At 37.9% G+C, this 26,108-nt stretch carries 24 protein-coding genes and 1 riboswitch; of the genes, 22 read left to right on the forward strand and 2 right to left on the reverse strand.

Translation table 11 applies throughout. The features are described from left to right. Positions 1-155 precede the first annotated feature (155 nt). The 4 genes from tuf to yihA all read left to right on the forward strand — a co-directional run bounded on the left by tuf (position 156) and on the right by yihA (position 4,782). Positions 156-1,346, forward strand: coding sequence for an elongation factor Tu (tuf, locus tag J3U54_RS04755; protein ID WP_103751563.1), 1,191 nt, complete (start codon positions 156-158; stop codon positions 1,344-1,346). 143 nt (positions 1,347-1,489) lie between these two features. Further along, positions 1,490-2,812, forward strand: a complete 1,323-nt coding sequence (gene tig / locus J3U54_RS04760) for a trigger factor (protein WP_267385284.1) — start codon at positions 1,490-1,492, stop codon at positions 2,810-2,812. A 127-nt stretch (positions 2,813-2,939) separates the two neighbouring features. After that, a complete protein-coding gene (gene clpX, locus J3U54_RS04765) occupies positions 2,940-4,208 on the forward strand; it encodes an ATP-dependent Clp protease ATP-binding subunit ClpX (RefSeq protein WP_267385285.1) in 1,269 nt (422 codons plus the stop codon). Then, positions 4,198-4,782, forward strand: coding sequence for a ribosome biogenesis GTP-binding protein YihA/YsxC (gene yihA, locus J3U54_RS04770; RefSeq protein WP_103751566.1), 585 nt, complete (start codon positions 4,198-4,200; stop codon positions 4,780-4,782). Before clpX ends, yihA begins: the two co-directional genes overlap by 11 nt. Before the next feature lie 34 nt (positions 4,783-4,816). On the opposite strand, the gene J3U54_RS04775 is transcribed toward yihA, so the two are convergent. After that, positions 4,817-4,936 carry an SPJ_0845 family protein gene (locus J3U54_RS04775; RefSeq protein WP_258566339.1) on the reverse strand — a complete coding sequence of 40 codons (120 nt, stop codon included), beginning with the start codon at positions 4,934-4,936 and terminating at the stop codon, positions 4,817-4,819. 181 nt (positions 4,937-5,117) lie between these two features. Here J3U54_RS04775 and uvrC point away from each other — a divergent pair, with 181 nt between their 5' ends. From uvrC to J3U54_RS04815, 8 genes are all read left to right on the forward strand, one after another. Continuing rightward, positions 5,118-6,920 carry an excinuclease ABC subunit UvrC gene (gene uvrC, locus J3U54_RS04780; RefSeq protein ID WP_220235387.1) on the forward strand — a complete coding sequence of 601 codons (1,803 nt, stop codon included), beginning with the start codon at positions 5,118-5,120 and terminating at the stop codon, positions 6,918-6,920. Between the two features lie 76 nt (positions 6,921-6,996). Then, positions 6,997-8,301: a GTPase ObgE gene (obgE, locus tag J3U54_RS04785; RefSeq protein ID WP_103751568.1), complete on the forward strand. Its 1,305-nt coding sequence runs from the start codon at positions 6,997-6,999 to the stop codon at positions 8,299-8,301. Positions 8,302-8,324: 23 nt separating this feature from the next. Further along, positions 8,325-10,244: an acyltransferase family protein gene (locus J3U54_RS04790; RefSeq protein WP_220235389.1), complete on the forward strand. Its 1,920-nt coding sequence runs from the start codon at positions 8,325-8,327 to the stop codon at positions 10,242-10,244. 12 nt (positions 10,245-10,256) lie between these two features. Beyond that, positions 10,257-11,195 carry a ribonuclease Z gene (rnz, locus tag J3U54_RS04795; protein ID WP_220233019.1) on the forward strand — a complete coding sequence of 313 codons (939 nt, stop codon included), beginning with the start codon at positions 10,257-10,259 and terminating at the stop codon, positions 11,193-11,195. Next, positions 11,192-11,986 (forward strand): SDR family NAD(P)-dependent oxidoreductase, encoded by a 795-nt coding sequence (locus J3U54_RS04800; RefSeq protein WP_103751571.1) that lies wholly within the window; start codon positions 11,192-11,194, stop codon positions 11,984-11,986. Before rnz ends, J3U54_RS04800 begins: the two co-directional genes overlap by 4 nt. Before the next feature lie 9 nt (positions 11,987-11,995). Continuing rightward, on the forward strand, positions 11,996-12,217 hold the full coding sequence (locus J3U54_RS04805; protein ID WP_103751572.1) for a lipopolysaccharide assembly protein LapA domain-containing protein: 222 nt from the start codon (positions 11,996-11,998) through the stop codon (positions 12,215-12,217). A 113-nt stretch (positions 12,218-12,330) separates the two neighbouring features. After that, positions 12,331-12,522: a 50S ribosomal protein L32 gene (gene rpmF, locus J3U54_RS04810; RefSeq protein ID WP_046306801.1), complete on the forward strand. Its 192-nt coding sequence runs from the start codon at positions 12,331-12,333 to the stop codon at positions 12,520-12,522. 73 nt (positions 12,523-12,595) lie between these two features. After that, entirely contained in the window at positions 12,596-14,143 is a 1,548-nt protein-coding gene (locus J3U54_RS04815; RefSeq protein WP_267385288.1) for a bifunctional metallophosphatase/5'-nucleotidase, read from the forward strand. A 49-nt stretch (positions 14,144-14,192) separates the two neighbouring features. On the opposite strand, the gene J3U54_RS04820 is transcribed toward J3U54_RS04815, so the two are convergent. Next, positions 14,193-14,399: a DUF2929 family protein gene (locus J3U54_RS04820; RefSeq protein ID WP_103751574.1), complete on the reverse strand. Its 207-nt coding sequence runs from the start codon at positions 14,397-14,399 to the stop codon at positions 14,193-14,195. Between the two features lie 105 nt (positions 14,400-14,504). Here J3U54_RS04820 and J3U54_RS04825 point away from each other — a divergent pair, with 105 nt between their 5' ends. The 10 genes from J3U54_RS04825 (at position 14,505) to J3U54_RS04870 (ending at position 25,856) form a co-directional block, all read left to right on the forward strand. Beyond that, positions 14,505-17,630 carry a DNA polymerase III subunit alpha gene (locus J3U54_RS04825; RefSeq protein ID WP_267385289.1) on the forward strand — a complete coding sequence of 1,042 codons (3,126 nt, stop codon included), beginning with the start codon at positions 14,505-14,507 and terminating at the stop codon, positions 17,628-17,630. Positions 17,631-17,795: 165 nt separating this feature from the next. Further along, entirely contained in the window at positions 17,796-18,755 is a 960-nt protein-coding gene (pfkA, locus tag J3U54_RS04830) for a 6-phosphofructokinase (protein WP_267385290.1), read from the forward strand. 30 nt (positions 18,756-18,785) lie between these two features. Next, positions 18,786-20,555 carry a pyruvate kinase gene (gene pyk, locus J3U54_RS04835; RefSeq protein ID WP_103751577.1) on the forward strand — a complete coding sequence of 590 codons (1,770 nt, stop codon included), beginning with the start codon at positions 18,786-18,788 and terminating at the stop codon, positions 20,553-20,555. Between the two features lie 186 nt (positions 20,556-20,741). Further along, positions 20,742-21,629 carry a S1 RNA-binding domain-containing protein gene (locus J3U54_RS04840; protein ID WP_267385292.1) on the forward strand — a complete coding sequence of 296 codons (888 nt, stop codon included), beginning with the start codon at positions 20,742-20,744 and terminating at the stop codon, positions 21,627-21,629. Next, the gene (gene xerD / locus J3U54_RS04845; protein ID WP_103751579.1) at positions 21,622-22,521 is read left to right on the forward strand and encodes a site-specific tyrosine recombinase XerD; all 900 of its coding nucleotides are present in this window, start codon (positions 21,622-21,624) and stop codon (positions 22,519-22,521) included. Before J3U54_RS04840 ends, xerD begins: the two co-directional genes overlap by 8 nt. A gap of 8 nt (positions 22,522-22,529) precedes the next feature. Then, positions 22,530-22,880 (forward strand): reductase, encoded by a 351-nt coding sequence (locus J3U54_RS04850; protein WP_103751580.1) that lies wholly within the window; start codon positions 22,530-22,532, stop codon positions 22,878-22,880. Positions 22,881-22,884: 4 nt separating this feature from the next. Further along, positions 22,885-23,622, forward strand: coding sequence for a segregation and condensation protein A (locus J3U54_RS04855; RefSeq protein ID WP_267385293.1), 738 nt, complete (start codon positions 22,885-22,887; stop codon positions 23,620-23,622). Beyond that, positions 23,612-24,223, forward strand: coding sequence for an SMC-Scp complex subunit ScpB (gene scpB / locus J3U54_RS04860; RefSeq protein ID WP_103751582.1), 612 nt, complete (start codon positions 23,612-23,614; stop codon positions 24,221-24,223). Before J3U54_RS04855 ends, scpB begins: the two co-directional genes overlap by 11 nt. Then, on the forward strand, positions 24,220-24,939 hold the full coding sequence (locus tag J3U54_RS04865; RefSeq protein ID WP_267385294.1) for a pseudouridine synthase: 720 nt from the start codon (positions 24,220-24,222) through the stop codon (positions 24,937-24,939). The genes scpB and J3U54_RS04865 overlap by 4 nt, the downstream gene beginning before the upstream one ends. A 26-nt stretch (positions 24,940-24,965) precedes the next feature. Beyond that, a riboswitch (FMN riboswitch) is annotated at positions 24,966-25,080 on the forward strand. A 92-nt stretch (positions 25,081-25,172) separates the two neighbouring features. Continuing rightward, positions 25,173-25,856 (forward strand): ECF transporter S component, encoded by a 684-nt coding sequence (locus J3U54_RS04870; protein WP_220221112.1) that lies wholly within the window; start codon positions 25,173-25,175, stop codon positions 25,854-25,856. Positions 25,857-26,108 lie beyond the last annotated feature (252 nt).

Consider the following 26,108-nt stretch of genomic DNA (forward strand, 5'->3'; position numbering starts at 1 on the left):
GTATTTAGTATAATATCAAAGGACGTTTTCATTAGGCATGGCTCTATGCATTAAAATACTAGGCATTTGCCAATGAAAGTAGTACAATATTCAACAGAGAACTATCCGTTACTTACTCAACGGACTTCTTGCAAATTTACAGGAGGGTCATTTTAATGGCAGAAAAAGAACATTACGTTAGAACAAAGCCACACGTAAACATTGGTACCATCGGTCACGTTGACCATGGTAAGACCACTTTAACAGCGGCTATTACTAAAGTTTTATCAGAAAAGGGCTTGGCAAAGGCTGAAGATTATTCAGAAATCGATGCAGCTCCAGAAGAAAAAGAACGTGGTATTACTATCAATACCGCTCACGTAGAGTACGAAACTGAAAAACGTCACTACGCTCACATGGATGCTCCAGGTCACGCTGACTACATCAAGAACATGATTACTGGTGCCGCACAAATGGATGGTGCTATCTTAGTTGTTGCTGCAACTGATGGTCCTATGCCTCAAACTCGTGAACACATTTTACTTGCTCGTCAAGTTGGTGTTAACTACATCGTTGTCTTCTTAAACAAGACTGACTTAGTTGACGATCCAGAATTGATCGACTTAGTTGAAATGGAAGTTCGTGACTTGTTGACTGAATACGATTACCCAGGTGATGATATTCCTGTAATCCGTGGTTCAGCATTGAAGGCTTTACAAGGCGACAAGGAACAACAAGAAGTTATCATGAAGTTAATGGACACAGTTGATGAATACATTCCAACTCCAGAACGTCAAACTGATAAGCCATTCTTAATGCCAGTTGAAGATGTCTTCACTATTACTGGTCGTGGTACTGTTGCTTCAGGTCGTATCGACCGTGGTACTGTTAAAGTCGGCGACGAAGTTGAAATCGTTGGTTTAGTTGACAAAGTTCTTAAGTCAGTTGTTACTGGTTTGGAAATGTTCCACAAGACTTTGGATTCTGGTGAAGCCGGCGATAACGTTGGTGTATTACTTCGTGGTATCGACCGTGATCAAGTTGTTCGTGGACAAGTTTTGGCCGCACCTGGCTCAATTCAAACTCACCGCGAATTCAAGGGTCAAGTTTATGTCTTGAAGAAGGAAGAAGGCGGACGTCACACTCCATTCTTCTCAGACTACCGTCCACAATTCTATTTCCACACTACTGATATTACTGGTGAAATCGAATTGCCAGAGGGTACTGAAATGGTTATGCCTGGTGATAACACAGAATTTACTGTTAAGTTAATCAAACCAGCAGCCATTGAAAAGGGTACTAAGTTCACTATCCGTGAAGGTGGTCGTACTGTTGGTGCTGGTCAGGTTACTGAAATCCTCGACTAGTTCGAAAAAAACAGTTTAAAAAGATGTACTTCTTCATAGAAGTACATCTTTTTTTGCCTAAATTTGTTTTTTGCGAGCGTTTAATGTAAGATAATTTAGTATGCAGCGATGCAGTTTAACTTGACATTGGAGGTATTTAATTAATGTCTGTAAAATGGAATAAAACCGGTAAAACTACTGGTGAACTTACTTTTGATATTTCTCAAGCTGAGGTGAAGCTTGGATTAGATCAAGCATTCAAAAGAGTAAAAAAGAACTTGCGTGTTCCTGGCTTTAGAAAGGGTCACGTATCCCGTGTTATTTTTGATCAATACTATGGTGAAGAAGCTTTATACGAAGACGCTTTGAACCTTGTTTTGCCAAACGCATATGCAGCTGCTATCAAAGAAGCTGGTATTTCTGCTGTTGGCCAACCTCAAATTATTCCTGATTCAATGGAAAAGGGCAAGGACTGGACGATGAAAGCCACAGTTACTGTTGAACCAGAAGTTGAATTAGGCGATTACAAGGGAATTGAGGTACCTAAGCAAAACACTCGTGTTTACGCTAAAGATATCACTGCAGAGCTTGACAAGGAGCGTGAAAAGAACGCTGAACTTGTTCTTAAGAAGAGTGCGGCTGCTAAGGGTGACACCGTAACTATTGACTACAAGGGTACTATTGATAATAAGGCCTTTGATGGTGGTTCTGCAGAAGACTATGCTCTTGAACTTGGCTCAAATACCTTTATCCCTGGCTTTGAAGACCAATTGATCGGTCACAAGGCTGGCGATAAAGTAGATGTTGTTGTTACCTTCCCAGAAGATTATGGTGCAAAAGATTTAGCCGGTAAAGAAGCTCACTTTTCCACCAAGATTCATGAAGTTAAATCTAAGCAATTGCCTAAACTTGATAATGAATTTGCTAAAGATGTTGATGACTCAGTTGATACTATCGATGACTTGAAGGAAAAGATTAAAAAGGACTTAAAGTCTGATAAAAAAGAAGCTGCTAAGGACGCAATTGAACAAGCGGCAATTGAAGGTGCAGTAAAAAACGCTAAAATTGATGAAATTCCTGATGTAATGATTCAAGAAGATGTTAATACTCAAATGAATCAATACTTGGGTAATATGCAACGTCAAGGTATTGACCCACAGACTTACTACAAGCTTACTAATACTACTGAGGACCAATTACGTGCTCAATTTAGTAAGGATGCAGCTGAAAGAGTTAAGACCAACTTGGTTCTTGAAGCAATTGTTAAGAAAGAGAATATCAAGGCTTCTAAAGAAGAAATTGATAACGAAATCAAAGATCTTGCTGGCGAATACAATATGGATGAAAAGACAGTTCGCAACACATTAACCGATGATATGCTTTCTCATGACATCAACGTTCGCAAAGCCATCGATCTTGTAGCTGATAGTGCAAAACAAATTGCTAAATCCAAGAGCAAAAAAGATGATAAAAAATCTAAAAAATGATAGGATTTAAAATCTAGGTAAAAAGGTGGTCGTTGAACTGCCTTTTTTATTTTTCTACAAGCAAATTATTCAAGCAATACTCTCGATGTATGATACTCTTATTCTTGTAGATATGAGGAGGAATATAATGGCATCACAGTTTACTGATCAGGAAGAAATTAAATGTTCTTTTTGTGATAAAACACAAGATCAAGTTAAAAAAATGATTGCTGGTAACGGGGTTTATATTTGTAATGAGTGTGTCAACTTGTCAAAGAAAATTATTGATGATGAGTTAAAATCAGATTCATTAAAAAAAGCTAGAGATCTTCCGAAACCAATGGAAATAAAAAAGCAACTTGATCAATATGTAATTGGACAAGAAAGCGCAAAAAAAGTTTTATCAGTAGCCGTTTATAATCATTACAAAAGAATTAGCCAGATGGATGTTGATTCTTCAACTGAGCTGCAAAAATCAAATATTGCACTTATTGGGCCAACTGGCTCAGGTAAAACTTATTTGGCACAAACTTTAGCCCGAATTTTAGATGTTCCGTTTGCCATTGCTGACGCTACCACCTTGACCGAAGCTGGTTATGTCGGTGAAGATGTCGAAAACATCTTGCTGAAATTGTTGCAAAATGCAGATTATGATATTGAACGTGCTGAACGAGGAATCGTTTATATCGATGAAATTGATAAAATTTCGAAAAAATCAGAAAATGTCTCGATTACACGCGATGTTTCTGGTGAAGGTGTTCAGCAATCACTTCTAAAGATTTTAGAAGGCACTGTTGCTTCAGTTCCACCACAAGGTGGACGTAAGCACCCACAACAAGAATTAATTCAAATTGATACCACCAATATTTTATTTATCGTTGGTGGAGCTTTTGATGGCATTGAACAGATTGTTAAAGACCGCATGGGTAAAAAGATTATTGGTTTTAGTGCCGAAAACAATTTGAACAAAACTAAAGATGATTCTTGGACGAAGCATTTAACTACTGGTGATTTAGTTAAATTTGGAATGATTCCAGAATTTGTTGGCCGAATTCCGATTATTACAACCTTAGATAAATTAAATCAAAAAGACTTAGTTAGAATATTGACTGAGCCTAAGAATGCGTTGGTAAAACAATACAAGAAGTTATTGTCGCTTGACCAAGTTGAACTCGACTTTTCTGACAGCGCACTGAGTGCTATTGCCGATTTAGCAATCGAAAGAAATATGGGTGCGCGTGGACTGAGAACAATAATTGAAAATGCAATGATGAGCATTATGTATCAGACACCTAGTGATCCAGATATTGAAAAAGTCGAAGTGACTAAGGATGTAATTACTAAAAACGCAGAACCACGAGTAACTCGGAGAGCTAGCGAGGACACCCAAGAAGTTAAGGCAGCAAATGATCATTAAAAGTAGCGATTATGCAATTAGTGCAGTAAAAGAAGAACAATACCCTAAAGATAATTTGCCTGAGATTGCCTTAGCAGGAAGGTCAAATGTGGGTAAGTCTAGCTTGATTAATTCACTATTAGGTCGCAAAAATTTGGCAAGAACATCATCACAGCCAGGTAAAACCCAGACGCTAAACTTTTACGTTGTCAATCAGGATTTTTATTTGGTAGATGTGCCGGGGTATGGCTATGCGAAAGTTTCGCAGGTGCAACGACAAAAGTTTGGTGAGATGATTCAGGACTACTTGGAAACAAGGGAAAACCTTCAAGGGTTAATTCTTTTAACTGATTCACGTCATGAACCAACAAAAGATGATGTTGCAATGTATAATTATGCTTTATACTTGAATTTACCAATTTTAGTTATTTGTACCAAAATTGATAAAGTTAAAAAGAGCCAAGAAAACAAGGTAATAGCTAATTTGAACAAGAAGCTAGATTTAGCTTATGACAATGTTAGTGTACTTACTTATAGTGCAGTTAAAAAGACCCATGTAAAAGAAGTATGGGATTGGATCGAGCAAAATTTATAAAATAAAAATGACTCTCCTTCTTAGAGAGTCATTTTTATTTACTCTTTTCTTTGCCGTCTTTCTTACTAAGCTTTTTCTTTTTATCCTTAGGAACAGTTGCAAATTTATCGAATAACTTTTCTAATTCATCTTGTTTTTTAAATGTTAAGCCCATATTTTCGTTCCTTTCATTAATTATCATCATTATAATAAATAAGCGGTTAACAAGCCAGTAATAATGTAGTTCGATTTAACCGTCATTTTATTACCCAGTCTTAGACTGTGGTCATTAAAAAATCATTAGTTCGCATTTTGTGGTAAAATTGATAGAGCAAATTTTGGGAAGGGGTGATTTTTTGGCATCAGAATTAATTGAAAATAAATTGAAACTTCTCCCAGCAAAACCCGGCTGTTATTTAATGAAAGATATTAATGGTAAGGTCATCTATGTTGGCAAGTCAAAAAATCTGAAAAACCGGGTACGGTCTTATTTTAAAAGTAAGCAAGTAGGTAGACGAGCTGAGCTGGTTAGAGAAATTCGTGACTATGAAATAATCACGGTTTCAACTGACAAGGAATCATTTCTGCTTGAAGTTACTTTAATTAAAAAATACCAACCATATTATAATGTGCAATTAAAACAGGGAACAGGCTATCCTTACATTGAAATTACCAATGAACGTGATCCACAAACTAAGCTGACAAGTATTGTCAGAAAAGATGGCGGTTATTATTTTGGACCATACCCTAATGTATACGCGGCGCAAGCAACATTGAAGTTTATTCAGAAAGTTTATCCTTTAAGACGCTGCAATGGGCGGCAGAAAAGACCGTGCCTTTATTATCATATGGGTCAATGCTTAGGTGCATGTTTTAAGACCGTCCCTAAGTCAGTTTATAGCGCCCAAATTAAAAAAATTAAGAGCTTTTTAAATGGTGATATCGGGCGTGTTAAACAAGAATTGAATCAAAGAATGGTTGCAGCATCACAGAACCTTGAATTTGAGCGTGCTGCGGAAATTCGTGATCAATTAAAATACATCGAAGAAACAGTTGAAAAACAAAAAATCATCTCCAATGATAATACACAGCGTGATATCTTTAATTTTTATGTCGATAAATCTTGGATTTCAATTCAGATCTTTTTCCTCCGGCAAGCAAAGCTGCTTCGAAGAGAAACTAGAATGTATCCTTTGACGGACACTGGGGATCCGGAAGACACTTTTACTTCATTTATTGTTCAATTCTATGGCCAAAAGAATCGTGTTCTTCCCAAAGAGGTTTTAGTTCCTGCTGGAATTGATAATGAGGCACTCAGCGAAGTGCTTAAAGTTCCTGTTAGGACACCCAAAAGGGGACAAAAGCGGTCTTTATTATCAATGGCAAAAGAAAATGCCAAGTTGAAATTAGACGACAAGTTCCGTTTGTTAGAATTAGGCAATCGTAAAACTAAGGGAGCACAAAAAGAGATTTTTGCTGCTCTAGGGTTGCCATATGGACATGTGATTGAAAGTTTTGACCACTCACATATTCAAGGAACCGATCCAGTTTCAGCGTTAGTTGTATTCAAAGACGGCGAGCCCGATAAGAATTCATACCGTAAGTATAAGTTAAAGGGTGAAGTTGAACACCAAAATGGGGGCGACGAAGTTCGCAATACGCGTGAAGTTGTGCGAAGACGCTATAGTCGGCTTTTACGTGAGCATAAACCAATGCCTGATTTGATCCTAATGGATGGTGGGCAAATTCAAGTTGATGCGTGTGAAGATATTTTACGTAACGAACTTAATCTTAATATTCCCGTTGCGGGGATGGTGAAGGATGACAAGCACCGCACCAACCACTTGCTTTATGGGGATCCCATTAATGGGGTACCGATGAAATTAATTCCGATGGATCCAAAGTCACAGGGATTTTATTTGATGACCCGGATTCAGGATGAAGTTCACCGCTTTGCGATTACATTTCATCGCCGCACACATGCTAAAAACGCACTATCAAGTAAACTTGATTCAATTAAGGGCATTGGACCTAAGAGTCGTAATAAATTATTGCGCACTTTCGGTTCATTGAAAAAAATTAAAGAGGCATCGGTTGAACAATTATGTGATGCTGGTTTAACTCTGCCCCAAGCACAGACGGTTAAATTGACATTATAACCGGTAATTTTCCCACGAAAAATAAGCCTTTTGTGGTATAGTATTTAAAGTTAGAGCAGACGGAAGGAGAATTTACATGCCTACATTTGTCGATCAAACTAAGATTGAAGTCCAAGCCGGTAAAGGCGGGGATGGCATGGTTGCTTTCCGCCATGAAAAGTACGTTCCAAATGGCGGACCCGCTGGTGGAGACGGTGGCCGTGGCGGTAGTATCATTTTTGTAGCTGATAGTGGCTTAAGAACCCTAATGGATTTTCGCTATCGGCGTAAGTTTAAAGCTGAGAGCGGTGAAAATGGCCGTATTAAGTCACAATATGGTCGCGGTGCCAAAGATTTATATCTTCGTGTTCCTGTCGGAACTACCGTATATGATTTTAATACCAATGAAGAAATTGGCGATTTGACTAAAAATAAGCAAGAGCTTGTTGTTGCCCGCGGTGGCCGTGGTGGTCGTGGCAATATTCATTTTGCTACGAGTGTAAATACTGCACCAGAAATTGCTGAAAATGGTGAACCGGGTGAAGACCGAGTTTTGCGGTTAGAACTAAAGGTTTTAGCCGATGTTGGTCTTGTCGGTTTTCCTTCAGTTGGGAAGTCAACGCTGCTTTCAGTAGTTACTAAGGCAAAGCCTAAGATTGCGGCTTACTCGTTCACTACTTTAACTCCTAATTTGGGTATGGTGATTTTGCCAGATGGCCGTGATTTTTCAATGGCTGATTTGCCAGGATTAATTGAGGGTGCTAGTCAGGGAGTTGGCCTTGGAATTCAATTCTTACGTCACATTGAAAGAACCAAAGTAATTTTACACTTGGTTTCAATGGATCCTGAAAATGGCCGAGATCCTTTAGAGGATTACCAAAAGATCCGTAAAGAATTATTACTTTACGACCCAAGCTTAAAGGAAAAGCGTGAGTTAATTGTTGCAACTCAACTGGATTTGCCTAATTCGGCTGAAAAATTGGCGGAGTTTAAAAAAGAACTTAGCCAAGCTGGAATTGACCAGCCTGTTTATGCAATTTCAAGCGTAACTCATCAGGGCGTTAACCAATTAATGCAAGATACTGCAACGGTAGTGGCGGAAGTAGAAAGCAAGCAGGCTGAAAAGGAAGTCAAGCCGGCAGCTGGCGTAAAGGAATACAAATACCAGGCGCCTAAGAAAAACGAATTTACGATTACTAAACTTGAAGATCATGTTTTTGAAATTAAAGGTGAGAGTTTAGAACGACTAGTTGAACGAACGAACCTTGATTACCAAGATGGTGTCTTACGTTTAGCACGCAAATTGAAGAACCTGGGTGTAGATGAAGCATTGCGTGAAAAAGGAGCCGTTGACGGCGACGATGTAATAATTGGCACGTTCAATTTTGAATTTGTCCAATAATAATTAAAAAGAAAAGTAGAAATATGGCAAAAAATCGGTTTATTACAGGATATTCTGGACTTAGGGCGTTAGCAGTTATTGGGGTGATTTTATATCATCTTGATCCTAATACTTTTGTTGGTGGTTATCTTGGGGTACCGATTTTTTTTGTATTATCAGGATACTTAGTTACCTGCCAAATGCTTAAGGCATATGATGATCACGGCTTTTTTGATAACAAGAATTTTTATTTAAAAAGGCTGAAAAAGCTTTATCCGCCTTTAATTGCGCTATTATGGCTTTGTGCCGCTTATATTTTTGTCTTTCAGCGAAATTTATTGGCTAAGCTGAGTCAGATTGTGATAACGAATCTGTTAAACGTTTATAATTTTTGGCAGATTTTAAATGGCCAAAGTTATTTTGAGCGTTTTGCCGCCAATGAATCGCCTTTCGTACATTTATGGACAATGTCGATTAACGGACAATTCTATTTTTTGTGGCCATTAGTGATCTTTTTGCTGGTTAAATTTAGTAAAAAACGGGAAAACACTTTTTGGATTCTATTTAGCGTCTCAATGTTATCGGCACTAGAAATGGCAATCATGTATAAAACCGGTGTCGATTTAAACCGCATCTATTATGGCACTGATACAAGATTCTTTTCACTGGGACTTGGTGCCAGTTTAGCTGTAATCTGGCCAATGGATAAATTAAAGGCTAAAATCGAGCGAATTGATGCTAATTTGCTCGACATTAGTGGAATAATCTCGCTTCTTGCTATGATCTTTTTATTTTTTAGTCCGTTAATGAATCCAGAAAATGCTTTTCCTTATTATGGTGGGATGCTCTTATTTACTATTTTTACGGTTTTATTGGTTGGAATTATCGCATATCCTTGTAGCCATTGGAATAACTGGCTAACTAACCCACTCTTTAACTGGATTGGTTCTAGGAGTTATGGTATTTATCTTTACCAATTTCCCGTAATGATCTTTTTTGAAGATAAAGTAACTAATATGGCAGATCATGTTTTGCTTTACCATCTAATTGAAATTTGCTTAATTTTGATTTTGAGTGAAATGTCCTACCGTGTGATTGAAAAGCCATTGGGTAAGGTGACGTGGGCAAAAATTAAGAATTACTTAGATAGTCTTTTTGATAAAACAAGAGAAAGTAATGCCCCTCGAATTAAAGCCGTTATTGCCTGCTTAATTTTTGTAATTGGTAGCGTCGCAATTCTTGTTTCGCCAACAGCAAGAGCCGAAGATTATAATAAATCACAGTTAGCACAGCGAATTAGTGCTAATCAACAACGGCAAAGCAGGGAAAATAGGACCTTAATTGCTAAGCTGAAGAAATCAAATACTAAGGGACCGAGGGCTACTAAGCTGATTGCACAGGCTAAACGTTCAGCTAAGAAACACCCGGTAAATAAATCATTCAAAAAGTTCGGCATTAGTCAGGTGGATTTACAATTGGCTCATCAGGTGCCTTTGACTGCAATTGGTGATTCAGTGATGGCAGGCTCAAGTAATGATTTAGCTAAATTAATGCCTAAAGCCGTCATTGATGCGGCCGTTTCCAGGCAATTATCGGTGGCGTTTGGGCTAATTAACCAATATAAATTGCAAAAAGTTTTAGCTAATAATGTCTTAATTGCTTTAGGGACAAATGGCCCATTTCCAATGTCAGATTTAGATCATTTGATGACTGAAATTGGTCCAAAAAGACAAGTATTTTGGGTGAATACTCATGTTCCAAATAAGCCTTGGCAAAATCAGGTAAATAAAACTTTGCAAACTGCAGCTAAGCGCTACCACAATTTAACAGTTATTAACTGGTATAATCATTCGCAAGCGCATTCTAACTGGTTTTATGAAGATCAAACCCACCCAACACCAGTAGGATCGAAGTATTACAGTGCTTTCATTGTCAAAACAATTGTTGAGCACGCTAAATTTTAGAATAGGAATTATATGGAATTACAATTTTTAGGTACAGGGGCAGGCCAACCATCAAAACAGCGTAACGTCTCAAGCATTGCGCTTAAAATGTTAGATGAAATTAATGAAATTTGGTTATTTGATGTTGGTGAGGCAACACAACACCAAATTTTACGGACTAATATTCGTTTACGGAAGGTCACTAAAATTTTCATCTCCCATAATCATGGTGATCATATTTTTGGCTTGCCAGGGTTACTCGCAACTAGATCATTTCAGGGTGATGTCGGCCCGATAACAATCTATGGTCCTCCTGGTTTAGAGCAATTTGTAAGAACCGCTTTAAAAATTTCGCGGACAAAGGTTTCATACCCCATAAAGTTTGTTGCCTTAGAGGAGGGCGGTTTAATTTTTCAAGGACAAGGGTTTAAGGTTTATGCCGAAAAACTAGCCCATCGCGTCCCCAGTTTTGGTTACCGGGTTGTCGAGGATGCACATCAAGGCGAACTTTTAATGGACAAATTAACGCAATATAATATACCTAATGGGCCATTACTTGGTAAACTAAAGAATGGCGAGACTATTACCTTGGATGATGGGACAATATTAGATGGAAATGACTTTTTAGGTCCAAATAAAGCTGGTAGAATAGTTACTATAATCTATGATACGCGTTCAACTCCTGTGATTGCCCAACTCGCCAAAAATGCTGATGTACTGGTCCATGAATCGACTTTTGCTGGCCATGAAGCTGATTTAGCACGTTCTTATTATCATTCAACAGCAGTTGAAGCTGCAAAGATTGCGCGCGATAATGGAGTAAAGCGGTTGTATTTGGACCATATCTCTGCTAGATATCTAGGTGCTAAAGCCAAAAAACTAGAGAATCAGGCTGTAAAAATATTTCCTAATACCAAGCTAGCAAATGATTTTGATCGAGTTATAATTCCGATGAAAGGTGAGAAGAAATGAGTGATTCATTAAGAAATAAAGTTGTTGTTGTTACCGGTGCTTCTAGTGGAATTGGACATTCAATTGCTTTAGAAAGTGCCGGTCGTGGCGCTACTGTTATCTTAATTGCCAGAAATAAAAATAAACTGGAGAAAGTAGCCGCTGAGGCACATGAATTATCAGGTGCTCCTACCTATATTTTTGCTACTGATATGGGGGAAAGTGAGCAAATCGATGCTGCTTTTAATAATATCGTTAAGGTAACAAAACATGTTGATTACTTGGTAAATTGCGCTGGTTTTGGCAAGTTCGAGAATTTCGTCGAAATGGATCGGCGTGAAGTAACTGCGATGTTCCAGGTTAATGTATTAGGTTTAATGTACTTCACTAGACTAATTGGCAGGCTAATGATGGATCAAAAAACTGGTCAAATAATCAACTTTGGCTCAATGGCTGGTAAGATGCCAACCGTTAAATCTGCTGCTTATAGTGCATCAAAAGCTGCCGTTATTCAGTTTTCTAATGTTTTACGGCTTGAATTAAAGCCTTTTGGCGTTAAAGTAATGACGGTTAACCCGGGACCGGTTTATACTAATTTCTTTAATATTGCTGATAAAAGTGGTAATTACGTTAAAAATGTTGAACGCTATATGCTTGATCCCGATGATGTGGCCTGGCAAGTTGTCCATTTCTTTGGCAGCAATAAACGCGAATTGAATTTGCCGCTAAGTCTTGCATTTTTAGCTAAACTTTATAATCTGTTTCCAGCAATTGGAGATGAATTATCGCTTAAGTTTGCATCAAGAAAGTAGTGCAGAACAATGAAAGATAAAACTCGACAAATTAAAATGGTATTGATTTTAATCCTTTGCCTTTTGGCAGTGATCTTTGTTGTTCTCAATACCAACAATGTGGCCATCAATTTTGGCTTATTTAATGTGAAAGTGCCATTGATAATTATTTTGGTTATCATGATTATTATTGGTGTCCTCATTGGTTGGTTTTGTGGTTCAAACGGACATAATCAAGATAAGAATAACTAATATATCTTGATTTATTTAAGATACAATAGTATCATTAACAAACGTGAAGTGTTTTAGGCACTCTTTTATTAGTGACCTAAAAACGTAATTCTACAATAAAGGAGATCAAATAAATGGCAGTTCCTAAGAGACATACTTCTAAGCAAAAGAAACGTTCACGTCGTGGCCATATCAAGTTAGCTGTTCCAGCAATGCACTATGATGCAACTACTGGTGAATATCGTTTAAGCCACCGCGTTTCACCTAAAGGTTATTACAAGGGTCGTCAAGTTGTTAGTGAAACTAACGCAAGCGACAACAACTAATTAAAAAGGGCACCTATTATGTGGTGTCTTTTTTTTACCTAAAATTATTTAATTGCCACGGGAAAGGTAAATAATGAAACTAGTATTTTTGAGTTCAAGCGATATTCATGGTTATATTTTGCCAACTGATTATCAAAACCGGCATGACACTGATGCACCAATTGGGTTAGCTCGGGTGAGTGCAATCCTTAAAGCCGAGCAAGCTCGTTATGGGAAAGAAAATGTCATTCTAACGGATGCGGGTGATTACTTACAAGGATCACCACTTGCTTCTTATGTTCATTCGGTTAAGAATTACCGTGCTTTGTCTAAGTACGTAGCTTTTGACCAAGCAATTGGCTATGATGCCCGTTGTCTAGGGAATCACGATTTTAACTATGGGCTTGATTTTCTCAAATATTTTCTTAGTCATAATTCCAGTCCGATCGTGAATAGTAACATCTTGAATCAGAAGACTAACCAACCGGCTTTTGGCAATGATTATTTGATTATTGAAAAAAATGGGCTAAAAATCGGACTAATTGGTTTGACAACGCAAAAGGTCCCTAGCTGGGAACCGGCAGCGCATGTCGCTGGCTTACGGTTTGCTTCTGCCTATGAGCAGGCAAGTTATTATGCGCAATTATTGCGGCCTCAAGTTGATGTCTTAGCAGTTTTATATCATGGCGGTTTTGAAAAGGATCCAAAATCAGGTCAGATAACTGAACCAGCAACAGGGGAGAATGAAGGTTACCAAATATTAACGCAAATTCCAGAAATCGATATCATGTTAACTGGGCACCAGCATCGCCGAATGAGCCTAGTAGCTCATGATACCGCGATTGTACAACCGGGTTATCGCGGAGAAGCAGTGGGAAAAGTTGTTCTTGAAATTGATGAGCAAACAAGAAAAATTAAGACAAAAACGGCTTCGTTGATTGATGCTAAAGACTTTGCTCCTGATCCAGAAATAATCAAACTAGCGGCGACCTTGAATAAAGAAACGCAAATTTGGCTAGATCAACCTGTTGCTGAGCTTTCTCAACCGGCACCGATTAATAATGCCGAGCAAGCTCGCATCAAAGGAGCACCATTTGTCAACCTTCTGCAGCAAATGCAACTATATTTTACTCACGCTGATGTTTCTGCGACTGCTGTTATGAGTGATACAGCTAAGGGCTTTGGCAAAAGTGTCACCATGCGTGATATTTTATTAAATTACCCGTACGCAAACCAGTTATGCAAAGTTAAGCTTACTGGCCAAGAACTACGTGAGATTATTGAATATAGCTTATCTTTTTTAACAAAAGACGCTAAGGGACAAGTGACTTTTCTACCTGCTAAGCGTGATCAATTATTTAATTTTGATATCTTTTATCCCATTAATTATCGGGCAGACATTAAGAAAAAACCGGGCCACCGATTGACTAAGCTTGAATTAAATGGTCAACCAATTGAAGATAGAAAAACGTATTATTTAGCTGTTAATAATTACCGCGCAATGGGCGGAGGATTTTATCCGGGTTATGCTCCCGAAAAAATCACATCAATTCTTGCTAAAGATTATGTTCAAATGTTTCAAGAATTTTTGACTAAAGCTAAACCTCAAGTCGATTGCAAACCAAACTTTTTATTGCAATAAGAAAAGCCATTAACGCATTTGCGTTAATGGCTTTTACTATTTATCTATTTTATTTAAGCTTAGAATACTTGCTCTTATCTTTACTTGAGTGGGCGGTAATAGTTGGAATAATGGCAGCGAATAACACTCCAAAAATTAAACCAACAATCGCAGCTTCGCCTAAGTTAAAAACATTTTGTGTTAAAGGTGCGGCAATAAAACCGACGATTAACATATAAACAATGCTCCAGCAAATTGTTACGATATAACGACTCATAGCAGTTCCCTCTTTCATAGAAGAATTTTAGCAAAGTTTGTGCAGGTTTTCAAACTAAAAGAGAGGTTTTTGGTATACTAAATTTAAAATAAAGGAGGAGTCCAGATGAAAGTTGCGGCACTGCAAAATATTAGTTCATTTACATTGTTAGAAAGCCCAATTAAAATTAGGGACTTATTGAGTGCGGCCAAAAAGGCTGACTATGAAGCAGTTGCGTTAACCGATATTAACGTTACTTATGGTCTGGTTAACTTTTATGAAATTGCGCAAGAGCTTGGTATTAAGCCACTGTTAGGCATGCAGCTTAGGCTAAACGGATTGATTGATAGCGCACACCACTATGATTTGATTGCTCTAGCTAAGACGGATGAAGGCTACCGCAATATTTTACGAATTTCGAGCAGAATTAATCTGTTAACTGAAAATGGGACAAAAAAGGCAGTTTTAACTTTAAAAGAAGTCCAAAAAGATTTGCATGATATTGTCCTTATTGTTCCAGCTAACACGCATAGCGAGCTTTTACAGTTGCAAAAGCAAGATGAACAACTCGGCAATGATTTATTACGTCAATTATTGGCATTAGTAGACGATAGCGACTCAGTTTATTTAGGGGTTTATGGCTCAGAAAAGCAGCAGACTTATATCAATTATGTTAGAGCATTGTCTAAACAATTTAAGATACCACTTGTTAGTGTTGAAGATACGCAATATTTGCAACCTCACGATCAATTTCTTGCTAAGACATTGCGAGCAGTAAAAAAAGGCGAGGTGCTACAAGACATTGATGAACTAGCAAAACAAAAGGGGTCACACTATTTGCCTTCTGCCCAAGAACTTAGCAACAGATATCATGAATTGGATTTGGATGATGCCTTAAAGAATACGCACAAGCTTGCACAAGAATGTAATGCTAAAGTTATTTTTCAAACCCCTGTCTTACCCAAATACAAGCAAACTAAGTTTAAAACGTCGAAAGAATATCTTTACTACTTAGCACAAAAAGGATTACAGGAGCGCTTTAATGGTGGGCAAGCACCGGAAAAATACCAAAAGCAGCTTGATTACGAACTCCAAGTAATCGATCAGATGGGATTTAATGATTACTTTTTAATTGTGTGGGATGTAATCAATTATTGCCATCGAGCCGGAATTGTCACGGGGCCAGGACGAGGTTCTGCTTGTGGTTCGTTAGTTTCATATTCTTTGCGAATTACGGAAGTTGACCCGATCGAATATCAGCTGCTCTTTGAACGTTTTTTAAATCCTGCTCGGCATGAAATGCCGGATATTGATTTAGATATTCCTGATAATCGCAGAGATGACGTAATTAAATACATGTTTGAAAAATACGGAATGGATCATGCAGCGCAAATCTTGACTTTTGGAACATTGGCCGCAAAGCAAGTATTGCGTGATACGGGGCGCGCTTTTGGCTTAAAAGAACCGGAAATGGCAAAATGGTCGCAGAGTGTGCCTTATTCTAAGACTAAAATTTCACTACCAGAAGCTTACGAGAATTCGTCTAAGATGCGGTTACTGGTTGGAGCTAATACTAAAAACAAATTATTGTTTGAAACAGCTAAGAAGCTTGAGGGCTTACCGCGGCATTATTCAATTCATGCTGCTGGCTTAGTCCTCAGTGATAATTCAATCGCAGCTATTTCTGGTTTGCAGGCAGGGCAGCTTGGCATCCCGATTACCCAGCAAACCAAAAAATATGTTGAAGCGCTTGGACTTTTAAAAATCGACTTTTTGGGATTACGAAATCTAACCATTTTAGGCGATACCGTTGACATGATTCATAGTCAAGGAAAAAGAATTGATGTCAATCAGATTCCGTTAGATGATCCAGCGACGATGAAAATGTTTCAAGAAGGAAAGACTGACCTTGTTTTCCAATTTGAATCAGGCGGGATTAGAGGAGTTTTGCGCGAATTGCACCCCGATAACTTTGAAGATTTAGTAGCCGTCAACGCCCTTTATCGTCCAGGTCCGATGCAAAATATCCATTCTTTTATTGCCAGAAAAAGGGGAAAGGAAAAAGTTACTTACCCCGATCCTAGTTTGAAGCAGATTCTGGCGCCCACGTATGGTATCTTGGTTTATCAAGAGCAAGTTATGCAGACGGCCCAGATTTTAGCTGGCTTTTCGTTAGGAGAAGCTGATATCTTGCGGCGGGCAATGTCAAAAAAGAATCAGAAAGTGATTGAGCAAAAGCGGGCCGAATTTATTAATGGCACGGTCAAAAATGGTCGTTCACGTGAGGTAGGACAAAAGGTTTATAGCTACATTGAGCAATTTGCCAATTATGGCTTTAACCGATCACATGCAGTTGCGTATACCAAAATAGCCTTTTGGCTTGCCTACCTTAAGGTGCATTTCCCCGCAGAATTCTACGGTGCCATGTTAAATTCTAATAGTGGCAATCATTTCAAAGTTAGTGATTACATCATGCGGGCGCAAGGCGCTGGGGTTAAAATCTTACCACCGGATATTAATAAAAGCGCACTAAGCTATCAAATTGTTAATGGCCAAATTTTAGTTGGTTTGCGGGCAGTTAAAGGTCTGAGAAATGACTTTCTGACTCAAATTATTAAGCAGCGTAACAATAAGCTCTTTGATTCGTTTGATGATTTTTTACGGCGGATTAATTCAAATTACTTGAAGATTAAAATGATTCAACCTATGATCAAGGCTGGTTGCTTTGATAACCTGAATGCCAACCGAAATGAATTATTGGAAAATAGTCCAGAAATTATTGAAAATATTCAGTTAACTGGTAATAATCAGGCACTATCTGAAAGTCTCGGTGGGGTACCAATTAAGCAGGCTCCTGAACCAACTAGCGCGGAAAAAGCAGATATGGAGCAAGAAGCTTTAGGCTTTTCCACGATGACTTCGCCTCTTGTTGCTGTTCAAAAGTATGCTGAAAAATTTAAGGCTAGGCCACTAGAGCAATATGAAATTAATGATTCGGGAGTTGCCGTGGGAAAACTGATGTCCCTAAAACTGATCAAAACCAAAAAAAATACCACGATGGCTTTTGGTAATTTTGTTGATTCGACTAGTCGCCAAGATATTGTAATTTTTCCTAATATGTATGAAAAAATTCAATCTATTTTAAAAGAAGGTAACATTTATTTATTGGGAATAAGAGTTCAAAATGACCGTTTTGATTCAAGTAAAAAGCAGTATGTTTTGACTAATTTACGAGTGGTTAATTACAAATAAGCATTTTTTGCGCATACTTGAGCAATTTCTGACTGATAGCGCTAACAAGCAAAAAGACTGGTAAATCAAGAAAATATCTTATTTTTTGTGAGATTTTTTTGGCAAAGAATGTTAAAATTTAGTGGATGTGAGAAATTACACAATAAATCTTAATGAGGTGAATTCATGAAACGAATTGGTATTTTAACGAGCGGCGGCGATGCTCCTGGTATGAATGCAGCCGTTAGAGCTGTTACCAAGACTGCTATTCATAACGGGCTTGGTGTCGTTGGTATTCGTTATGGCTTTGCCGGGTTAGTTGCGGGTGACTTTGTTACGCTAACTGCTGAAAAAGTTGACCACATGATAAGTTTAGGCGGCACTTTTCTTTACAGTGCACGTTTCCCAGAATTTGCACAAGAAGAAGTGCAAAAAAAGGGCGTCGAACAGTTAAAGAAACATGACATTGATACTGTTATCGTTATTGGTGGTGACGGTTCTTATCACGGTGCTTTGGCATTAACCCGTCTTGGCATTAACTCGATTGGTCTGCCAGGAACCATTGATAACGATATTCCTTGCACTGATTACACCATTGGCCTTGATACAGCCTGCAATACAGCTTTAGAAGCAATCGATAAGATTCGTGATACTGCTAGCAGCCATCACCGCGTTTTCATTGTTAACGTAATGGGACGTGGCTGTGGTGATATTGCAATGCGCGTAGGTCTAGCCAGTGGTGCAGACGCGATTGTTGTTCCTGAACGTCCTTATGATATTAAGGAAATTGCTCAGACACTAACACGTGGCTTTGCAGAAGGCAAGGATCATGGTATTATCGTATTGGCTGAAGGCGTAATGGATGCCGATGAATTTAGAACTGAACTTCTAAAATACGTCGATTTTGACGCCAGAGCTAATATCTTAGGTCACATGCAACGTGGAGGTTCACCAACTGTTTTGGATAGAATCAATGCGACAAAAATGGGTAATTATGCTGTTAAGTTACTTCTCGATGGTAAAGGCGGTTTAGCTGTCGGCATGGAGAATGGCCAATTAGAAACACATGATATTCTCGATTTGTTTGATGATACCCACCGCAGTGATGAGACGTTATTAGATATAAATGATGAAATGACTAAATAATTTAGTCGATTTTGGGGAGATTTTTACATAATGAAGAAAACTAAAATTGTTAGTACCTTAGGACCAGCATCGAATGATATTGAAACTATTACTGCTCTAGCAAAATCTGGAGTAAATGTATTTCGTTTCAACTTTTCACACGGTGACCATGCTGAACACCTTTCACGGATGAAGATGGTTCGCCAAGTTGAAAAAGAAACTGGTTTAGTTCTTGGTATTGCTTTAGATACTAAAGGTGCTGAAATTAGAACCACTGATCAAGAAGGTGGCAAGTTCACTCTCAACACTGGTGATAAGATCCGCGTTTCAATGGATGCAACTAAGCCAGGTAACAAGGACATGATTCATGTTACTTACGACGGACTTTATGATGATACTCATGTTGGTGGTCATGTTTTAATTGATGATGGTTTAGTTGATTTATTAATTAAAGAAAAAGATGATGCTAACAGAGAATTAGTCTGTGAAGCACAAAATACCGGTGTAATCGGTTCTAAGAAGGGTGTTAATGCACCTGGCGTTGAAATTCGCCTTCCAGGAATCACTGAAAAAGATACTGATGACATTAAATTTGGTTTAGAGCACGGAATTAACTTTATTTTCGCTTCATTTGCTCGTAAAGCCCAAGATATTCTTGATATCCGTAAGCTTTGTGAAGAAGCTGGTTGTGATTACGTTAAGATTTATCCTAAGATTGAATCACAAGAAGGTATTGACAATGCCGATGAAATTTTACAAGTTTCAGATGGTTTGATGGTTGCTCGTGGAGACATGGGTGTTGAAATTCCATTCATCGATGTACCATTTGTTCAAAAAGATTTAATCAAGAGAGCTAATGCCCTTGGCAAGCCAGTTATTACTGCTACACAAATGCTTGATTCAATGCAAGAAAACCCACGTCCAACTCGTGCTGAAGTTTCTGACGTTGCTAATGCTGTTCTTGATGGAACCGATGCAACAATGCTTTCAGGTGAATCAGCAAATGGTTTGTACCCAGTTAAGGCTGTTAGTGCAATGGCTGAAATTGACGAAAGAACTGAGCAAGAACTTCTTAAGCGCAATACTTTAGCTTTACAAAGATTTGAAGAATACAAGGGTTCAAACGTAACCGAAGCAATCGGTGAATCTGTTGTTCGGACTGCTCAAGAATTAGGTGTCAAGACTATTATTACTGCAACTAATTCTGGTTACACTGCAAGAATGATTTCTAAGTACCGTCCAAATGCCAACATCTTGGCTTTGACCTTTGACGAAAAGATCCAACACTCACTCGGCATTTGCTGGGGCGTTCAACCAATGCTCACTGAAAAGCCTGAATCAACTGACGACATGTTTGAAGTAGCTGCTAAGGTTGCTAAGGAACAAGGTTATGTTAAAGATGGTGATTTAGTAATTATCGTTGCCGGTGTTCCTGTTGGTGATTCTGGTACAACTAACTTGATGAAATTACAAATAATTGGTAGCAAGTTAGCTCAAGGCTTAGGCGTTGGTAATGGTTCAGTTGTTGGCAAGACTGTTGTTGTTAACAGTGCTGAAGAAGCTATTAGCAAGACTAAGGAAGGCGACATCTTAGTTGCTAAGACTACAGACCCTGACTACATGCCTGCTATTAAGAAGGCTTCTGGCTTGGTTGTAGAAGCTTCTGGTTTAACTTCACATGCTGCTGTTGTTGGACTTTCACTTGGTATTCCAGTTGTTGTTGGTGTAACCGATGCAACTGAGAAGATTGCTGGTGACACAACTATTACAGTTGATGCACGTCGTGGTGCAATTTACCAAGGCGAAGTTTCAAACCTTTAATTTTGTGAACCAATATTAATGAAAAAGTTAGCAGGGATGCTAGCTTTTTTGTTTTTTCAAGAATCTAATACTCATTTTACAGGGGGCTACTGCTCGCCAATTAAATAAGATTAGCGATTGTCAAATTCTTTCGGTAAAATGGTATACTTGGTAAAGATGAAATATGTAAAATTAGGGGAGAAGTTTATGCTCGGCACGATTGCAAAAGGAAAAATTATTGACCAAAATGATGAAGCTTATTATGTTCAAATTGAGGGACTGACTTACGAATTAAAGCGCAAGGAGATTACTCAGGAACAGCAACCTAAGCTTGGCGATGAAATAAAGGGCTTTTTATATGACGACAAGCAGCATAACCGGGAGATGACACAATTTCTACCTTTTGCGCAACAAGACCAGTACGGTTGGGGTAAAGTAACCGATGTAAAATTCGATTTGGGCGTTTTTGTTGATATTGGCTTACCGGATAAGGATGTCGTTTTATCAGTTGATGATTTGCCCTTTGCCAAAGAGAGGTGGCCCCGTAAAGATGATCATTTGTTAGTTCACCTTGAAACAGATGATAAAGAGCGAATTTGGGCCAAGTTGGCCGATGAAAATATTTTTGAGCAATTGGCAGCCCACTTTCCTAACGATATGAAAAATAAGGATGTTTTTGGAACAGTCTATTCTAGTCGAGAAATTGGCGCTTTTGTGATTACTACTGATTATTATTTAGCTTTTGTTCATGCCTCCCAAATGAGTCGTCCGCTACGTTTAGGTGAGCAGTTTAAAGGTCGTGTAATCGGGATTAGTCAATATGGCAGGTTGAATTTGAGTAGCTTGCCACGTGCTTTTGAAGAAATAGATGATGATGCCCAAATGATTTTAATGAGTTTGCGGCGAAAGAATACTAAAACATTACTGTTTTACGACAAATCTGATGCGCAAAAAATTAAGAATTATTTTGGCATTTCAAAAGCGGCCTTTAAACGGGCTCTGGGCCATTTGCTTAAAGCACGTTATATTTCGGAAGATAAAACTGCCGGTACAATTAGTTTGATTAATGATCCAGAAGACGAGCAAGATGCATAAACTGCGAGAAGATGTTGAAGATTATTTAAGATACAGCCAAATTGAGCGCGGACTCAGTGACAATACCATCACTGCATATCGGCAAGACTTAATGGATTTCTTGACTTTTTTAAAAAACGAGGGTTTTACGTCTTGGCCAACAAAAGCAGTTGATATCGATGCCTTTTTAGCTGGTCAAAAAGACTTAAATAAGGCAACTAGTTCAATTAGCCGCATGATTTCGAGTTTGCGGAAATTTTATCAATGGCTTGTTCGTCAGAATATCCAAAAACTTAATCCAATGCTTGAAGTTGACTCACCAAAAAAAGAGCATAGATTGCCGGTAGCGTTAAGTGTCGCGGAAGTTAATAATTTATTGCAGCAGCCTGATGTAAAGAAAAAACTTGGTTTACGTGATCGAGCTTTGCTCGAAACCCTATATGCAACGGGAATTCGTGTGAGTGAGTTAATTAACCTTAAATTTAATGATTTGCATGAAGAATTAAAATTATTGAAAGTATTCGGTAAAGGTTCGAAGGAGCGCTTGATTCCGATTAGTGACGTGGCAATTTCTTGGATTAACAGCTATCAGGAAAAAGTCCGTGATCCTTTATTACTAAAAGTAGGTAAGAATACTGACTTTATTTTTCTCAATAATCGTGGCGGTGCTTTAACTAGACAGGCAGTTTGGCAAATTATTAAACGTTATTGCCAGATGGCGGGGATAACCAAAAATGTTACACCGCATACCTTGCGTCATACTTTTGCGACCCATTTATTAGAAAATGGTGCAGATTTACGCGTGGTGCAGGAAATTTTGGGCCATTCTGACATTAGTACGACGCAGATTTATACTAATCTATCCCAAAAGCATATTTTAGAAGTTTATGCAAAAACACATCCGCGATTTTAGGTGAACATATGTTAATTGAATGCAAAAATGATAAAGAAAAAGTAGCGATGGGCTTGTTGTCCTACCTCCCAGACTTTAAAAATTTAGCTAATCTAAAAGATGAAATCCGGCTTAATAAAAACAGTAAGGAATTTCGGTTATTTTTGTATCGCGACCATAATCCCAACTTTGTTGGCGTAATTGGCACTCAGTGGGATGAACAATTTATTGTCATACGCTATATTTCCCTTGCTCCAGATTACCGTAAGAAAAAATATGAAGAGCAGGCAATTTGCGAATTAGCGGCTGGCAATCCCCAGAAAAAAATAACCACTGTCCCAGAATACGTTTATTTGATGAAATATTTAAAACAGAAATAGAACTATGATCAGTAACTTAACTTTAGAATTGCCCAATTTTGAGGGGCCGCTTGATTTACTTCTTCACTTAATCAAATCACAAAAAATTGATATCTATGATATTCCAATTGCTCAGATCACCAGCCAATATTTGTCTTATTTGCATGAGATGCAGAAACTAAACTTGCAAATTGCTGGCGAGTATTTTGTCATGTCGTCAATGCTGTTGAGGATCAAGTCCCAATCACTTTTGCCTCAAAATGATTTTACCGAAAATGATGAACCCGAAGAAGATCCTAGAGATGAGTTGGTACAACAGCTAGTTCAGTATTCCGTTTTTAAAAAAGTATCGGCTTATTTTAAGCAGCGAAATAATGAAGTACCTATTACAGCAGCTAAAGAAGAAAGTGTACCAGCTACCAAAAAGGTACAACCGTTACCTTTGGGCCAAATCACCTCTTCAGAATTAGCTAATACTTTCATCGTTGTACTTCAAAGATTAAAACTTCGCCAGCCCGATATTGTTTCCGTTAATGTGAAAGAAACGCCAATTAATGATATGATTGACTTCTTACGCACCAAATTGGCTAAGCAGAAAAAAATTAGCTTTTTCTCCTGTAGCGACAAGATGACTAGCTTATCAGATGTAATTGGCTTGTTTTTAGCATTATTAGAATTATGTAAAAAACAAGAGATTAAGGTCAAGCAGTCGCGAATTTTTGGTGATCTGGAATTAGAAAGAATTGATAAAGATGGTAAGTAAAATTGCACAATTGGAGGCATTGCTATATGTAGCAGGCGATAATGGCATTCCAAGTGAAAATTTGTGTGAGTTAATGCAAGTTGAGCATTCCGCATTGCGCGAATTAGCCAAAAATCTGGCAGCTAAGCTTAAGCAAAATCAAGATTCTGGTTTGCAGGTGATACACATCAACCATAACTATAAATTGACTACTAGACCAGAAGTTAGTGAAGTAGTGGCTAATTTTTTTCAAAAAGATTTGTCAAAGTCGTTAAGTCAATCGGCACTAGAAATTTTATCAATTATTGCTTATCGTCAGCCCATTACGCGCATTGAAATCGATGAAATTCGTGGGGTAAATTCGTCAGGGGCGCTCCAAACTTTAATTTGGCGTGGACTTATTAAAGCAGATGGTAAAAAGGATGCACCAGGACACCCCAATTTGTATGTCACCAGTGATTATTTCTTACAGTATTTTGGCTATCAAAGTCTAGCTGACTTACCTCTGATAGAAGACTTTGAAGATGAAAGTATTAACTCTGAGGGTGAAATCGACTTATTCTCAGCTAATGGAAAAGCAGATAAAAATATTGCTGAAGCACAAAAAGGAGATAAAGAATGAGTTTACAACGTTTACAAAAGGTAATCGCAGAGGCGGGAATTGCCTCTCGGCGTAAGGCTGAAAAAATGATTGAAGAAGGCAGAGTAACGGTTGACGGCGAGATTATTACCAAACTTGGAACCAAGGTAGATACTTTTAGCAATATTACGGTTGATGGAGAACCAATTGAGCGTGAAAGTCTGCATACATATCTTTTTTATAAACCACGCGGCGTCGTTTCAACAGCAAATGATGACAAGGGAAGAAAGACCGTAGTAGATTATTTTTCCGATTTACCTTATCGGCTGTACCCAATTGGCCGGCTTGATTATGATACTTCAGGTTTGTTATTAATGACTAACGATGGTGAACTGGCTAATTTAATGATGCATCCTCGCAATAAGGTTGCTAAGGTCTATGTAGCAAAGATTGAGGGTCAACTGACACCAGAGGAAATTCATCGTTTATCTCATGGAGTCAGAATTGATCGTCATCGAAGTGCACCAGCTAAAGTAAAAATTATCCGGAGCGATAAAAAGAAGAATAGCCAAATTGTGCAGTTAACGATTCATGAAGGACACTATCATCAAGTCAAGAGAATGTTTAAAGCCGTAGGCCATCAGGTAAATAAATTATCCCGTGAACGATACTCCTTTTTGACTTTGGGGAATCTTGTTTCTGGCAAATACAGGGAACTTACCCACAGTGAAGTTGACAGATTAAAACAGGTAGACTAGTATTTACTTGTAGTTAAATATCAGTTTGTTGTCTTCATGGCAGGGTGAAAATCCCGACCGGTGGTGAAAGTCCACGACCCACTTTTGTGGTGGAACCAATTATGGTACCGATAGTTAAAGTCTAGATGAAAGAAGACAGGCTAAACTAAAAGTTAAGACTTATTTTTGAATACTTACTTTTATTAGGTCTGTTGCTAGGAGCAACAGACCTATTCTTTTTGGAGGTAAGTATTGTGAAAAGAAGAAATATCACAAATCTAACTAATATAATTGCTTATGTACTAATTGGAACCATTTCATTTATCTTAATGGAATTGGCTTTTCCTCTCCCAGTAGCTAGCTTTTTAAAATTCGACTTTTCTGATGTTATTGTTACGATTGGGACCTTTTTATTCGGTCCAGTACCTGGTCTTATTATTGCCGCTGTTCGAATGTTAATTGACTTGATTTATAAAGGATTTGCATTGCCAAGTGTCATTGGCCAATTAGCTGCTTTAGCTGCCTCTATGTCATTTGCACTGCCATTTTATTACATTGCTAAGGATGTTTCGGCTGGCGAAAAAAATGCCAAAAAACTTTATGTTAAACCAATTATCGGAATTATTTTGGGCATAATAGCGATGACAATTGTTTTATCCTTGTTAAATGCCTTAATCTTGACGCCAATATATGCAGTGACTACGGTTACGAATTTACCAGCAATTCACGGCTATACTGGACTGCTTAACTTTACGGAGAAAGTTTATCTTGGTCAACTTCTCCATATTCCGTCAATGTCTACGTATATTTTTGGCATAATCGTCCCATTTAACTTATTAAAAGGAGCAATTAATGGGGTAGTGGTTTATTTCCTATTTGAAGTTGTTTTACGCAGCTTAAAGCCATTCGTAAGAAAGCATTTTAATTTAAAGAATTAAACTATAACTTATTAACTAAAAAAGTAAGATTAATAGTTTTTAAGTATTACGATTAGGAAAATTATTCATAAAAAATAGTATAAAATTGAATATTCTTATAAATTAAGTAACGCAATTCATGTTTTATCTTTTTTATTACTTTGCCCTGGTTCTGACAACTCAAGTAAAATAATTACACAAATAAAGAAGTTAATCAGTGTAATTAAAAATGTAATTAATTACTTAGTAGTCTAATTTGCTTTTAAGTCATCG

The organism is Lactobacillus sp. B4007 (genome assembly GCF_026535895.1).
Classification (GTDB): Bacteria; Bacillota; Bacilli; order Lactobacillales; family Lactobacillaceae; genus Lactobacillus; species Lactobacillus panisapium.